Below are 13,716 nucleotides of genomic sequence, written 5' to 3'. Positions count from 1 at the left end.
ACGGTGCCGGTCGCGGCGAGGTCGCCGTCGCGCGTTATCCACAGGCAAGGTCGTTATTCGTATTAATCATAAGAATCACGAGTTATCCACAGCTTCATTCGCCCACCACCGCCGCCATCGGGTTGCATGGACGCATGAGTGACACAGACCTGCGCCAAGAGGCCGATGCCGTGCTGTCCGGTCTCGTGGGCGACCGCGAGGGAACGGCCCGGCTGCGCACCGATCAGTGGCGAGCCATCGAGGCCCTGGTGGCCGAGCGGCGCCGAGCCCTGGTGGTCCAGCGCACCGGCTGGGGCAAGTCCGCGGTGTATTTCGTCGCGACCGCGCTCCTGCGCAGGCGAGGTTCGGGGCCGACCGTGATCGTCTCGCCGCTGCTCGCCCTGATGCGAAATCAGGTGGAGGCGGCGTCACGGGCCGGGATCCACGCGCGCACGATCAATTCCGCCAACCCCGAAGACTGGGAAGCGATCGAGGCAGAGGTGGCCGCCGGCGCCGTCGACGTCCTGCTGGTCAGCCCCGAGCGGCTCAACAATCCGGACTTCCGGGACCAGGTTCTGCCCAAGCTCACCGCCTCCACCGGCCTGCTAGTCGTCGACGAGGCGCACTGCATCTCCGACTGGGGCCATGATTTCCGGCCCGACTACCGACGGCTGCGCACGATGCTCGCGGAGCTGCCCCCCGGCGTGCCCGTCCTGGCCACGACGGCGACCGCCAACGCGCGGGTGACGGCGGACGTCGCCGAGCAGTTGGGCACCGGCGGACAGGAGCCAGCGGGGCGGGGAGCAGCGGATGAGAGCGGTCCGAGGTCGTCCGGGGCGCTTGTCCTGCGTGGTTCCCTGGACAGGGAGAGCCTCAGCCTCGGGGTGCTGCGGATGCCCGATGCCGCACACCGCCTGGCCTGGCTGGCGGAGAATCTCGACTCGCTCCCCGGCTCCGGGATCATCTACACGCTGACGGTGGCCGCCGCCGGTGAGGTGACGGCGTTCCTCCGCCAGCACGGCCACAAGGTCACCTCGTACACGGGCAGGACGGAGAATGCCGACCGGGAAGCAGCGGAGGCCGACCTGCTGGCGAACCGAGTGAAGGCCCTGGTCGCCACCTCGGCGCTGGGCATGGGCTTCGACAAGCCCGACCTCGGCTTCGTGGTCCACCTCGGCTCCCCCTCCTCCCCCATCGCCTATTACCAGCAGGTCGGACGTGCCGGGCGCGGTGTCGATCACGCCGAGGTGCTGCTGCTGCCCGGCCCGGAGGACGAGGCGATCTGGAGGTATTTCGCCTCGCTCAGCTTCCCGCCCGAGGATCAGGTGCGCCGCACGCTGGATGTGCTCTCGGCGTCCGACAGGCCGCTGTCGCTCCCCGCACTGGAGCCTCAGGTGGAGCTGCGCAGGACAAGACTCGAAATGATGTTGAAGGTGCTCGACGTGGACGGCGCCGTCCGGCGGGTGAAGGGCGGCTGGGTCGCCACGGGCACCCCTTGGACATATGACGCCGACCGCTATGCGTGGGTGGACCGGCAGCGCAAGGCGGAGCAGCGTGCCATGCAGTCCTACGCGGAGACCTCGGCCTGCCGGATGGAGTTCCTCCGCGAACAACTCGACGACGAGGAAGCGGCCCCCTGCGGCCGGTGCGACAACTGCGCGGGTCCACGGTTCACGGCCACGGTGAGCGACGCGCTGGTGTCGGCTGCCCGCGGTGAACTGGGACGGCCGGGGATACAGGTCGAGCCGCGCCGGATGTGGCCCACCGGGATGCCGTCGGTCGGGATGGATCTGAAGGGCCGGATCCCCGAGAAGCAGCAGGCCGCGGAAGGGCGGGCGCTGGGCAGGCTCTCGGACATCGGTTGGGGGAACAAGCTGCGTCCCCTGCTCTCCCCGCAGGCAGGAGACGGTCCCGTTCCCGAGGAGGTGCTCGACGGTGCGGTGACGGTGCTGGCCGACTGGGCGAAGGGGCCGGGCGGCTGGGCCTCGGGCGAGCCTGATGCCCTCACCCGACCGGTGGGTGTGATCGCGGTCGATTCGCTGAACCGCCCGCAGTTGGTGCGGTCGCTCGCGGAGCGCATCGCGGAGATCGGCCGGATGCCCCTGCTGGGTGCCGTGACCTATGCGGAGGGGGCGCACCCGTCCGGATTCCCACGCAGCAACAGCGCCCAGCGGCTGCGCGCCCTGAACGGGGCCTTCACCGTGCCGCCGGAGGTCGCGGAGTCGATCGCGGCGGCGTCCGGCCCGGTGCTCCTGGTGGACGACTTCACGGAGACGGGATGGACGATCGCCGTCGCGGCCCGGATGCTCCGCCAGGCAGGCGCGGAGGGGGTGTTGCCGCTGGTCCTCGCGGTGCAGGGCTGAGGTTCGGCCCCCGGCAGGTCCAGGTTGCCGGATGCTCGGTCACGGCACCGGGCGAGGAGGGAGGAGAAAGGGACGGGGAGACGGAGAGCGGCGAGAGACGGAGAGAAAGAGTCCGGAAGTCGCTGCGAGGAGGGGGAGAGCTGAGGCAGAACGGGAAGAATGGGAGGAGACGGCTCGGGAAGGCCGCGTGATGCGCTGAATGTTCATTGCCGCATCGCCGAGCGGCCGCGAGAATTGAAGCGGTTCCAGGACGAAGGGAGAGACGTGACCTTCGGCTTTGCTCCGCCACCCGCGCCCGACTCCCCCTCACGGCTCGGCCGCACACTCGAACCCGCCGAGTGGGCAGCCGCCGGGATTCCCCTGCTCCGCGACCCACGAGATACCGTCACCGGACTCTGCGAACGTCACTCACCGCGTCTGTCCACCGCCGTCCTGGCGGTGATCGGACCGGACGAACGGCTCGTCGCCAGCGCGTCGTTCGACCAGCGCAGTGCGCGCCCGGATGGCTGGGAGTTCCGTAACGCCCTGCTCGACCAGTTGCGCCGGGTCATCCCGCACGACCTGCGCCGCCGGTCCCCGGTTCGAACGGCGATCCTGCTCTACTGCCGGACGGGTGAGCAAGGCTGGACGGAGATCGACGGGGCCTGGATGTGGGGGCTGCGGGACGCCTGCACGCTGCACGGACTTCGTTGCGGCGCGTACGTCACGCTGACGCTCTCCGGTTGGCAGGTGCTCGGTGAGGGGCGCGGCGGCCGCCGTCCCTCAGCCGTGGCCACCCTGTCAGCGGAGTCGCCCCCCGCGCCCGGGCCAGTGTTCGGGAAGCAGGCTTCGCCGGCGCCTCCGGCCTCGGAGCCTGCCGCCTCGGAAGCCCCGTCGGCCGCTGCACCCGTGCCGTCGGCCTCTGCGCCTTCGGCTCCGGCTTCTCCCGCGACGGCATCTCCGGCGCCCGTGCCTGCGACGCCGCTTGAGGTGAGTGGTGGGCGGGGGAGCAGGAGAGGCACGTCGTCGGCGCCTGGCCGCGGTGGGGGCTCGGCCGCTGCCGCCCGCGCGGGAGCGGGCACGGGAGCGGAGGCAGGTGCGGCTGCGGGGGCTGCGGCGTCATAGGGCCCACGAGCGGATCCGGCGTCCAGCGGGTCTCCCGTAGGGCCAGCGGATCGAGCGGGGTCCAACCCGACTCCGGCCCGACCGCCCCCTACGCTGCCCTGCTCCGGCAGGCCGGGTGGTCGCGTAGGACGAGTACCGGGTCGGCCAGCCAGTGCCTAGGAGCAGGCGTGGGCACGGGCGTAAGGGTAGGCGTTGGCGCACGCCTGTCCCTGCTCTGTCCTTGCTTCACCGGCTGCGCCTGTCGGCCTGTGCCTGTGGGGTTCCCGGCCTCCCCTCCGTGCGGGCCGCGTCGGTGGAGCGATGGAGCGGGGTCCGACGGAGGGAGAGGAAGGGGTCAGAGCAGGGCGCGGAGGCGCTGGGGGTCGCCGCAGACGATGAGCTGTTCGCCCGCCTTCTCGAGCGCGGCGGGGAGGGCCGCGGCGGCCTCCGGGTCCGTGCCTCCGTTGACCGCGAGCAGCACGATGGTGCGGGGGCTGGTGCGGGCGACGGCTGAGGTGTGGGCGCAGAACACGTCTTCGCCCTCGGAGAGTTGGCGCCAGTAGGCGTCCTCGCCGAAGGAGAGTTCGTGCTGGGCCCAGGGGTGCTGTTCGCCGGTGGTCAGCAGCAGGATCTCGCCGGGGGCGCGGCCCTCGTCGAGAAGCTTGTCGACCGTCTCGTCGGCGATCTCCACGGCCGTCGCGTCGGTCGCGGCGACCAGTTGGATCTGCGCCGTGGCGGCGGCAGTGGTAGGGGCGGCAGGCGTGGGCGGAGCCGGAGGGTTCCCCTGCCGGGGAGCGCCCGGGCGGCCGGGCGTGCTCGGTCCCTTGCTGTCCGCGCGCGGCGGTGCGGGGCGCGGCGAGGGCCGGGGGCCGGGAAGGGGTGCTGCTGTTCGGGATGCCTGCGGAGTTCGGGCTGCTCCCGCTGCGTTGCGGGGGCCCGGGACGCTCTCGTAAATCTGTGGCTCCTCGGGGGTGAGAGGCATGAGGTGATGTCTATCAAATGACGGAATGGGGCGCGTCAGCGGGTACGGGATCCGGACGGACATTCCGTGGCCTGGGTGGGTGCTTCCGGGATACGGGCACGGCGGTGGCGGATCTAGAAGAGCTCGATCTGCTCCGTGGGCTCGTTCCGGGTGCGCTTGAGGTGCTTCCAGCGGGTCAGGGCGTCCATGTAGGACCAGGACAGTCGGTGGTACGGGGTGGGTCCCCGTACCTCCAGGGCCGCCCGGTGGACGGGAGAGGGGTAGCCGGCGTTGTCGTGGAAGGCGAAGTCCGCGTAGTCCTCGGGCAGTTGGGCCATCATCGCGTCCCGGTGGACCTTGGCGATCACCGAAGCGGCGGCCACGGCGACGCAGGACTGGTCGCCCTTGATGACTGTGCGGACCCGCCAGGGGCGGCCGAGGTAGTCGTGCTTGCCGTCGAGGATCACGGCGTCGGGGCGTACGGGCAGCCCCTCCAGCGCCCGGACGGCGGCCAGCCGGAGAGAGGCCGTCATGCCCAGTTCGTCGATCTCCTCGGGGGAGGCGTGGCCGAGGGCGTGGGCGGTGACCCAGCCGTTCAGCTCCTCAGCGAGTTCCGCGCGCCGAGGGGGCGGGATCAGCTTGGAGTCGGTCAGGCCCTCGGGTGGACGGCGCAGTCCGGTGACGGCCGCGCAGACGGTCACGGGGCCCGCCCAGGCGCCACGGCCGACCTCGTCGACTCCAGCGACGATTTTCGCTCCGGTGGTGGCGCGGAGCGAACGCTCGACGCGGTGAGTAGGCGGCTCGTAGGGCATGACAGTTCCAGCGTATCCGCTGTTGTCGGCGTGAGTTCAGCCGACTCCGGTAAGGACGGCGTCCAGCCACTCCGGGAGGCCCTCGGTGCGGTCGGTCCACGCCTGGGGCGGCGCCACGGAGGGCCCGCCCGAGGCCACGATGCCGCCGACGATGGCGCAGGTCGTGTCGACGTCACCGCCCGCCCGGGCGGCGGCCCAGAAGGCGCCCTGGTAGTCGTCCGCGTACCGGGCGGCGGCCCAGAGCGTGAAGGGCACCGTGTCGTGCGCGCTCGTGCGCCGTCCGCAGCCCAGGACGGCGGCGACGGTGCCGACGTCCGCGTAGTCGAACATGTCGCGGGCGCGGCGGACTCCGGCCTGGACGGCGCTGCGCGGCACCAGGTCCCGTACGGCGTCGAGGAGTTCGGCCCCCGGAGCCGGGGGCTGCGCTTCCGGTCGGCCCGCCTCCGCCGCCAGCAGCGAAGACGCCGCGGCGACCGCGCGGGCGCCCGCCACGGCTTCGCGGTGCTGGTGCGTGACGTAGGCGGAGCGTTCGGCTTCCGCCGCCGCGCGCTCCGGGTCGCCCGCGTACCAGGCGCCGAGCGGGGCGACGCGCATCGCGGCGCCGTTCCCCCACGAGCCCTCACCGTCGAAGAGCGCGGCGGCCAACTCGCTCCAGTCGGCGCCCTCCTGCCGGATGAGCCGCAGCATCCGGTTCACCGCGGGCCCGTAGCCCCGGTCGAAGTCGTGGTGCTCGGCGAAGGAGGCGGCCAGGGCGTCCTGGTCGATCGCGCCGTGCGCGGCGAGCACGGCCACCACCGAGCAGGCCATTTCGGTGTCGTCGGTCCACTGCCAGGTGCCGGGCGGCAGTTCGTTCCGGCGCGGCAGTGCGTGGTGGGCGGGGACGAAGAACTGTGAGCCCAGGGCGTCGCCCACGGCCAGTCCGCGCAGGCTGGCGAGGGCGCGTGCTACCCGCTCACTGCGTGCGAGGTCATGGGGGTCAGCGCTCATGGTGCGACGACTCTAACCGGACACGGTCGGCCCGGTCGGCCCTCGCCCGGCACAACGGCGTGTGATTGGCGTGATCCAATCCCCCGTCGGCCCCGCACCTGCCCCCTCAGACCTCCGCTCAGGGCCCCCTCAGACCTCCACTCAAGGCCTGCTCAGGGCCTGCTCAGGGCCTGCTCAGGGCCTGCTCAGGGCCTGCTCAGACCCCGTAGCCCCAGAGCCCCGAGGACTCGGGGGTCCGCCAGCGTTCGAAGGGGCGGTCCAGGTGGTAGCGGCCGTCGGAGCCGAGGACCAGGGCCCTGGTCTCCCCGTTCCCCGGGTTGGAGAGGGCCTCGAACTCGTCGACCGTCCAGTGCAGCCAGCGCATGCAGAACAGCCGCATGGTCAGCCCATGCGACACCAGCAGCACATTGGGCGGGTGGTCGGGGGCCTGGAAGCTGCGCCAGAGGCTCTCCAGGAAGGCGCCCACGCGGTCGTACACGTCGGCGCCGGACTCGCCCTGGGCGAAGCGGTAGAAGAAGTGGCCGTACGCGTCGCGGTACTTCTTCTGCTGGCGCACGTCCTCCCGGTCCTGCCAGTTGCCCCAGTCCTGCTCGCGCAGCCGCGGCTCCTCGCGGGCGCGCACCCGGGAGGGGTCGAGCCCGAGCGCGGCGAACGTGTCGCGGGTGCGGCGGTACGGCGAGACGTACGCGGAGACGCGCTCGTTCCCGAGGACCTCGCGCAGCCGCTTTCCGGCATCCTCGGCCTGCCGTACGCCGCGGTCGGTCAGCGCGAGCGCGTGGTCGGGGACCCGTTCGTAGATGCTGTCGTCGAAGTTGCCCTCCGACTCCCCGTGGCGGAGCAGGATGATACGAACGGGACGTCCCATGCGTCCCACAGTAGGTCAGACGGTCCAGGAAGGCTCAAGGTCGATCACGTCCCCGGCCACGGCGGCCACGTCCGCTCCCGTCTGGGCGCGCAGGGCCAGCCGCTCGACGCGTTCGGTGCGGTACTTGCCGTGCTCGGCCGTGGAGTCCCACATCGAGAGCACCAGGAACTCCTCCTCCGTATGTGCTTGCGCGAAGACTCCGCGCAGCATTCCGGGCGAGCCGGCCATCGCCGGGTTCCAGACCTTCTCCTGCATGAGCGTGTAGTGCTCGGCGCGCTCGGGGCGCACCCGGCAGTGGGCGACGCGCAGCAGATCGGCGTCGGTGAAGACCGGGCGGAATCCGGACTTCACCTCGAAGCGGTATTCGAAGAGCCGCACCTGCATGTCCTTGTACGTGCCGACCTGCGAGGAATGCAGCCTGTCGTGCGAGCGGGCCATGAACGAGTCGTAGAACGCCCTGCTCTCCCAGAAGCCGAACAGATGCGCAACGCCCTCCCGCGCCCGGCTCCAGCCGCCCCCCTGCCCACGGAATCCGGGTTCGCCGAGCAGCCCCGCCCACTTCCGCTGCCCGCGCTCGAAGCCGCGACGGTCGACCACTGTGCAACGCATCCACTTGACCAGCACCGCGCTATCGTACGGCCATCCCAGTGACCGCTTCGCGCGTACGCCGGGGCGTTCGCGCCCCCGAGCGCCGGGCCGCGCACCGGGGCGCCGTCCTCACCCCTTCCGTACGCCCCTCTCCCCTGCCACGCGCTCCAGATGTTCGGCATAGGTGAGCGTGCCGACCGCGCGGTCCGGTACGAGGTTTCCGCCCGCGCGCAGGGCACGGACCGCCTTGCCGGGCAGCCGCAGACCGACCACCCGCCGTCGCCGCCCGTACGCGCGCAGTGTCATCGACGCCAGTTCGCGCGAGGTGTGGACCAACGGTCCGCCCATGTCCTCGGCCCGTCCGGCGGGCTCCCCCAGCGCCAGCGTGACGAGCCGCTCGGCGACCTCCCCCGCGTCGACCGGCTGGAACCGCGCGCCGGACAGCGTGAGCGACACGGGGAGCCGGAACTGGCTCGTGGTCAGCCGCTCCACCAGGTCGTGGAACTGCGTCGCCCGCAGCACCGTCCACGGCAGACCGGAGCGCTCGACGGCCCGCTCGCAGGCGAGCTTGGCGTCGTAGTAGAAGAACCGCACCCGGTCGATGCCGACGATCGAGACGTAGACGAGGTGCGGGTTCCCGCCCGTGTGCTGGCAGGCGGCGAGGAGATGGCGCAGCGCCTGCACGTCCTTACGGCCGGTCGCGCAGTGCACGATCACCTCGGCGCCGTCCACCGCCTCCGCGATGCCGTCCCCGCTCAGCAGGTCGCCCGTCGCCCACTCCTGCGCCCCGTCGTCCTTCGCCCGCCGGGGGCGGCGGCTGAGCACCCGCACTCGCTGCCCGGCGTCCAGCAGCCCCCGCACGACGTGCCGTCCGAGCGTGCCGGTCCCACCGGTCACCAGAACGGTCCGTTCCCTCGCCATGTCGCACCACGCCCTCTCCGATGCCTGTGACCCGCACGGTACGCGCGTTGGCCGTACGGCACACAGGCGCACGCGCGAGGGCGGGGAACCTGTCCGTACGTCCGTGACGTACGGCCGGTTCCCCGCCCTCAGCGGGGGTTACGAGTCGCTAGGGACTCCACCCCCACCCCGTGCGGCCGGTGACTAACTGCAGCGACTAGCTGCAGCCGCTCGTCGAGCCGCAGCCCTCGCAGAGGTAGCAGCTGCCCGCGCGGCGCATCTTGGTGCCGCAGGAGAAGCAGAGCGGCGCGTCGGCGTTCAGCCCGAGCTGCATCTCCATCAGCTCCGTGGAGTTGTGCGCCTCCTTCGGGGCCGGGGCCGGAGCCTGCGGCTCCGCCGCGGTGCGCTCGGCGTCCTTGGCGTCCTTCGTGCCGGACGCGGACTGCCGCGCCTGCTCCGCCTTCGGCGCCGACTGGGCCAGGCCCTCGACGTCGATCTCGTCCTCGGACGGCTCGTAGGAACCCGTCTCCAGGTGGCGCTGGCGCTCGGCCGCCGAGTGGATGCCGAGGGCCGAACGCGTCTCGAAGGGCAGGAAGTCGAGCGCGAGGCGGCGGAAGATGTAGTCCACGATGGACTGCGCCATCCGCACGTCCGAGTCGTCCGTCATCCCGGCGGGCTCGAAGCGCATGTTGGTGAACTTCGAGACGTAGGTCTCCAGCGGCACGCCGTACTGGAGGCCGACCGAGACGGCGATCGAGAAGGCGTCCATCATGCCCGCGAGGGTCGAGCCCTGCTTGGACATCTTGAGGAAGACCTCACCGAGACCGTCGTCCGGGTAGGAGTTCGCCGTGATGTAGCCCTCGGCGCCGCCCACGGTGAAGGACGTGGTGATGCCGGGGCGGCCCTTGGGCAGCCGGCGGCGGACCGGGCGGTACTCGACGACCTTCTCCGGCTCGCTCGACGGGGCCTCGGCCTCGTCCTTCTTCTCCTCCTTGGACTTCGCGGAGAGCGGCTGGCCGACCTTGCTGTTCTCGACGTAGACCGCGAGGGCCTTGGTGCCGAGCTTCCAGCCCTGGAGGTAGATCTCCTCGACGTCCTCGACGGTGCTGCTCGCGGGCATGTTGACCGTCTTGGAGATGGCTCCGGAGAGGAACGGCTGGGCCGCGGCCATCATCCGCACGTGCCCCATCGGCGAGATGGAGCGCTCGCCCATGGCGCAGTCGAAGACCTCGTAGTGCTCGGGGCGGAGGCTGGGCGCGTCCACGACATTGCCGTGCTCGGCGATGTGCTCGACGATCGCCTCGACCTGCTCCGGCTGGTAGCCGAGGCGCTTGAGGGCCTTCGGGACCGTGTTGTTCACGATCTGCATCGAGCCGCCGCCGACGAGCTTCTTGAACTTGACCAGGGCCAGGTCGGGCTCGACGCCGGTGGTGTCGCAGTCCATCATCAGGCCGATGGTGCCGGTCGGGGCCAGCACCGACGCCTGGGCGTTCCGGAAGCCGTTCTTCTTGCCGAGACGCTGCACGTCCTGCCACGCCTCGGTGGCCGCGGCCCAGACCGGGGTGTCCAGGTCGTCCGTACGGGTCGCCGCGTCGTTCGCGTCGGCGTGCTGCTTCATGACGCGCTTGTGGGCCTCGGCGTTACGGGCGTAGCCCTCGTACGCGCCGACGACCGCGGCGAGCTCGGCCGAGCGCTTGTACGACTGGCCGGTCATCAGGGAGGTGATGGCGCCCGCGAGGGCACGGCCGCCGTCGCTGTCGTAGGCGTGACCGGTGGCCATGAGCAGGGCGCCCAGGTTCGCGTACCCGATGCCGAGCTGGCGGAAGGCGCGGGTGGTCTCGCCGATCTTCTCGGTGGGGAAGTCCGCGAAGCAGATGGAGATGTCCATCGCCGTGATGACCAGCTCGGTGACCTTGGCGAAGCGCTCCGCGTCGAACGACTGGTTGCCCTTGTCGTCGTCGCGCAGGAACTTCATGAGGTTGAGCGAGGCCAGGTTGCACGAGGAGTTGTCCAGGTGCATGTACTCGCTGCACGGGTTGGAGGCGGTGATGCGGCCCGTCTCCGGCGAGGTGTGCCAGCGGTTGATGATGTCGTCGTACTGGATGCCGGGGTCGGCGCAGACGTGGGCGGCCTCGGCCATCTTGCGGAAGAGCGCCTTGGCGTCGACCTCCTCCAGCACCTCGCCGGTCATCCGCGAGCGGAGGCCGAACTTCGAGCCGGACTCGACGGCCTTCATGAACTCGTCGTTCACCCGGACCGAGTTGTTCGCGTTCTGGTACTGGACGGAGGTGATGTCGTCCCCGCCCAGGTCCATGTCGAAGCCCGCGTCGCGCAGGGCGCGGATCTTCTCCTCCTCCTTGACCTTGGTCTCGATGAAGGCCTCGACGTCGGGGTGGTCGACGTCGAGCACGACCATCTTGGCCGCGCGGCGGGTGGCGCCGCCGGACTTGATCGTCCCGGCGGAGGCGTCGGCGCCGCGCATGAAGGAGACGGGACCCGAGGCGTTGCCGCCCGAGGAGAGGAGCTCCTTGGAGGAGCGGATCCGGGACAGGTTCAGCCCCGCGCCCGAGCCGCCCTTGAAGATCATCCCCTCTTCCTTGTACCAGTCGAGGATCGACTCCATGGAGTCGTCGACGGAGAGGATGAAACAGGCGCTGACCTGCTGCGGCTGCTTCGTGCCGACGTTGAACCACACCGGGGAGTTGAAGGCGAAGATCTGGTGCAGCACCGCGTACGCCAGCTCGTGCTCGAAGATCTCGGCGTCCTCGGGCGACGCGAAGTACCCGTTCTCCTCGCCGGCCTTGCGGTACGTCTTCACCACGCGGTCGATGAGCTGCTTGAGGCTCTTCTCGCGCTGCGGGGTGCCGACGGCGCCGCGGAAGTACTTGCTCGTGACGATGTTGACCGCGTTCACCGACCAGAAGTCGGGGAACTCGACGCCACGCTGCTCAAAGTTGATCGAGCCGTCGCGCCAATTGGTCATGACGACGTCGCGGCTCTCCCAGGTCACCTCTTCGTAGGGGTGGACACCGGGGGTCGTGTGGATCCGCTCGATCCGCAGTCCCTTGCTCGCCTTGGCGCTGCCCTTCGCGCGTGAGCCGCGTGCCGGGCCGCTCGTCGTCTCGGTCATTCCGCCTCCCTGTTTAGGGCATAACGCCCCGACGTGCCCCGGTTCTTCCCGGGATACCGTGCCTGTTTGATGGCCCGAGCGCCGCGGGTGGGCGCTCCGGCCAGGTCTCGTTGATCCGCCGCTCACGCGGCGCTGTGGCGCCGCTCAGTCGGCGGCGGCGCTGGGGGCCGGGACCTCGGTGTCCCCGCCCGTTCCCGTCTTCTCGTCCTCGTCGCGGCCACCGTCACGGCTGCCCTCACAGTCGCGATCGTGGTCGCAGCCGCAGTCCGCCGCGCCGGAGCCGGAATCCGAGGCCCCCTGGACCCCCCGCAGCTCCGCGACGGCGGTCTCGAAGTCCTCCAGCGACTCGAAGGCCTTGTAGACCGACGCGAACCGCAGGTAGGCCACGAGGTCCAGGTCCTGGAGGGGACCGAGTATGGCGAGCCCGACGTCGTGCGTGGACAGCTCGGCGCTCCCGGTGGCGCGCACCGCCTCCTCGACCCGCTGGCCGAGCTGGGCGAGGGCGTCCTCGGTGACCGGCCGCCCCTGGCAGGCCTTGCGCACACCGGCGATCACCTTGTCCCGGCTGAAGGGCTCGGTGACGCCGCTGCGCTTGATCACGGTCAGTGACGCGTTCTCCACCGTGGTGAAGCGGCGGGAGCAGTGCGGACACTGGCGCCGTCGCCTGATGGCGGCCCCGTCGTCCGTCGTGCGGCTGTCGACGACGCGGCTGTCGGGGTGCCTGCAGAAGGGGCAGTGCATCGGTATCCACCCTCCCAGGACCCTCGTGGCCCTCACCGCGCATGACTGACAACGCCTCGAAAGCCCCGTCTCAGGAGCCCCTCGAAGCAGCCACCAGCATAGGTGAAGTTCTCCCGGGATGAGCACGGGGGACCACAACTTGTGGTGGCGTGCGCTCATCAAACCACTAGATCTGGTATCCAGACGTCAACATGGCTCAGCGTGTCGCCACAGGCCCGCGGCCACCCGAGCGTACGCGAAGCGGGGTGCCGCGAGACGGCCGGGGCACGCCTGCGAAACTGTGCGGGACGACGGCGTGCCGGGCGCGGGACCGGGACGCGTGGGGCGGGGCGGGAGCCATACACCCATCGAGCTGGCGAAGTCAGACGAACGCCGAATTTTCACTCGAACGTGTGTTTGGCGCAACCTTTCGAAACCAACTACCGTTGTCCAACTAGGGAGAAGCCAGTCGAGAGGGGCCGACGTGACCACCACAGCAGACAGCGCCACCATCACCTCCCAGAACCGCTCCGCGCAGTCGCTCGACCAGATCCAGCCGGTGAATGACGCCATGAACGCAGAGACCCAGGACGGACAACAAGCCAGGCGCTCACTGCCCGGCCGACCTCCAGGCATCAGGGCAGACAGCTCCGGTCTCACCGACCGGCAGCGCAGGGTGATCGAGGTGATCAGGGACTCCGTGCAGCGGAGGGGTTACCCACCGTCCATGCGCGAGATCGGGCAGGCCGTCGGCCTGTCCAGCACCTCGTCCGTGGCGCACCAGCTGATGGCCCTGGAGCGCAAGGGCTTCCTGCGGCGCGACCCGCACCGCCCGCGCGCGTACGAGGTGCGCGGCTCGGACACGCCCAGCACCCAGACCGCGGCCGACACCACGGGCAAGCCCTCCGCTTCGTACGTGCCGCTGGTCGGCCGTATCGCCGCGGGCGGGCCGATCCTCGCGGAGGAGTCGGTCGAGGACGTCTTCCCGCTGCCGCGCCAACTCGTGGGCGACGGCGAGCTGTTCGTCCTCAAGGTCATCGGAGACTCGATGATCGAGGCCGCGATCTGCGACGGGGACTGGGTGACCGTCCGCCGCCAGCCCGTCGCCGAGAACGGGGACATCGTCGCCGCGATGCTCGACGGGGAAGCCACCGTCAAGCGTTTCAAGCGCGAGGACGGCCATGTGTGGCTGCTGCCGCACAACTCGGCCTACCAGCCCATCCCCGGTGACGACGCCACCATCCTGGGCAAGGTCGTCGCCGTTCTGCGCAGGGTCTGAACTCCCGCTCCCGATACGGCTGTTCTCGACACGGCAGCACGACGAAACG

Annotated in this window: 10 protein-coding genes and 1 pseudogene; 3 read left to right on the top strand and 8 right to left on the bottom strand. The window is 70.7% G+C overall.

The window, feature by feature from the left end:
* Positions 1–134: 134 nt before the first annotated feature.
* Positions 135–2,342: a DEAD/DEAH box helicase gene (locus ACGF3A_RS42315; RefSeq protein WP_393736376.1), complete on the top strand. Its 2,208-nt coding sequence runs from the start codon at positions 135–137 to the stop codon at positions 2,340–2,342.
* Between the two features lie 264 nt (positions 2,343–2,606).
* Positions 2,607–3,227 (top strand): annotated as a pseudogene (locus ACGF3A_RS42310) (hypothetical protein); the annotation flags it as partial.
* 553 nt (positions 3,228–3,780) lie between these two features.
* On the opposite strand, the gene ACGF3A_RS42305 reads toward ACGF3A_RS42310, so the two are convergent.
* The 8 genes from ACGF3A_RS42305 to nrdR all read right to left on the bottom strand — a co-directional run bounded on the left by ACGF3A_RS42305 (position 3,781) and on the right by nrdR (position 12,409).
* Complete coding sequence (locus ACGF3A_RS42305) at positions 3,781–4,116, bottom strand: hypothetical protein (protein ID WP_393736374.1); 336 nt, start codon at positions 4,114–4,116, stop codon at positions 3,781–3,783.
* Between the two features lie 404 nt (positions 4,117–4,520).
* Complete coding sequence (locus tag ACGF3A_RS42300; protein ID WP_393736372.1) at positions 4,521–5,198, bottom strand: ribonuclease HII; 678 nt, start codon at positions 5,196–5,198, stop codon at positions 4,521–4,523.
* A 36-nt stretch (positions 5,199–5,234) separates the two neighbouring features.
* Complete coding sequence (locus ACGF3A_RS42295; protein WP_393736370.1) at positions 5,235–6,185, bottom strand: ADP-ribosylglycohydrolase family protein; 951 nt, start codon at positions 6,183–6,185, stop codon at positions 5,235–5,237.
* Between the two features lie 196 nt (positions 6,186–6,381).
* Complete coding sequence (locus tag ACGF3A_RS42290) at positions 6,382–7,050, bottom strand: histidine phosphatase family protein (RefSeq protein ID WP_393736368.1); 669 nt, start codon at positions 7,048–7,050, stop codon at positions 6,382–6,384.
* Positions 7,051–7,065: 15 nt separating this feature from the next.
* Entirely contained in the window at positions 7,066–7,674 is a 609-nt protein-coding gene (locus ACGF3A_RS42285) for a YdbC family protein (protein WP_393736366.1), read from the bottom strand.
* A 93-nt stretch (positions 7,675–7,767) separates the two neighbouring features.
* A complete protein-coding gene (locus ACGF3A_RS42280) occupies positions 7,768–8,559 on the bottom strand; it encodes an SDR family oxidoreductase (RefSeq protein ID WP_393736364.1) in 792 nt (263 codons plus the stop codon).
* 196 nt (positions 8,560–8,755) lie between these two features.
* Complete coding sequence (locus tag ACGF3A_RS42275; RefSeq protein WP_393736362.1) at positions 8,756–11,668, bottom strand: vitamin B12-dependent ribonucleotide reductase; 2,913 nt, start codon at positions 11,666–11,668, stop codon at positions 8,756–8,758.
* Positions 11,669–11,812: 144 nt separating this feature from the next.
* On the bottom strand, positions 11,813–12,409 hold the full coding sequence (gene nrdR, locus ACGF3A_RS42270) for a transcriptional regulator NrdR (RefSeq protein ID WP_393736359.1): 597 nt from the start codon (positions 12,407–12,409) through the stop codon (positions 11,813–11,815).
* A gap of 463 nt (positions 12,410–12,872) precedes the next feature.
* Here nrdR and lexA point away from each other — a divergent pair, with 463 nt between their 5' ends.
* Complete coding sequence (gene lexA / locus ACGF3A_RS42265; RefSeq protein WP_393736357.1) at positions 12,873–13,667, top strand: transcriptional repressor LexA; 795 nt, start codon at positions 12,873–12,875, stop codon at positions 13,665–13,667.
* The last annotated feature ends 49 nt before the right edge of the window (positions 13,668–13,716 follow it).

Source organism: Streptomyces sp. NPDC048172, assembly GCF_043202595.1.
Classification (GTDB): Bacteria; Actinomycetota; Actinomycetes; order Streptomycetales; family Streptomycetaceae; genus Streptomyces.
The sequence above is the reverse complement of the archived record's forward strand: the minus strand, read 5'-3'. Positions and strand labels throughout refer to the sequence as shown.

Coding starts and splice junctions, on each gene's coding strand:
- ACGF3A_RS42315 (WP_393736376.1), top strand. CDS start 135: ATGAGTGACACAGACCTGCGCCAAGAGGCCGATGCCGTGCTGTCCGGT.
- ACGF3A_RS42300 (WP_393736372.1), bottom strand. CDS start 5,198: ATGCCCTACGAGCCGCCTACTCACCGCGTCGAGCGTTCGCTCCGCGCC.
- ACGF3A_RS42295 (WP_393736370.1), bottom strand. CDS start 6,185: ATGAGCGCTGACCCCCATGACCTCGCACGCAGTGAGCGGGTAGCACGC.
- ACGF3A_RS42290 (WP_393736368.1), bottom strand. CDS start 7,050: ATGGGACGTCCCGTTCGTATCATCCTGCTCCGCCACGGGGAGTCGGAG.
- ACGF3A_RS42280 (WP_393736364.1), bottom strand. CDS start 8,559: ATGGCGAGGGAACGGACCGTTCTGGTGACCGGTGGGACCGGCACGCTC.
- ACGF3A_RS42275 (WP_393736362.1), bottom strand. CDS start 11,668: ATGACCGAGACGACGAGCGGCCCGGCACGCGGCTCACGCGCGAAGGGC.
- nrdR (WP_393736359.1), bottom strand. CDS start 12,409: ATGCACTGCCCCTTCTGCAGGCACCCCGACAGCCGCGTCGTCGACAGC.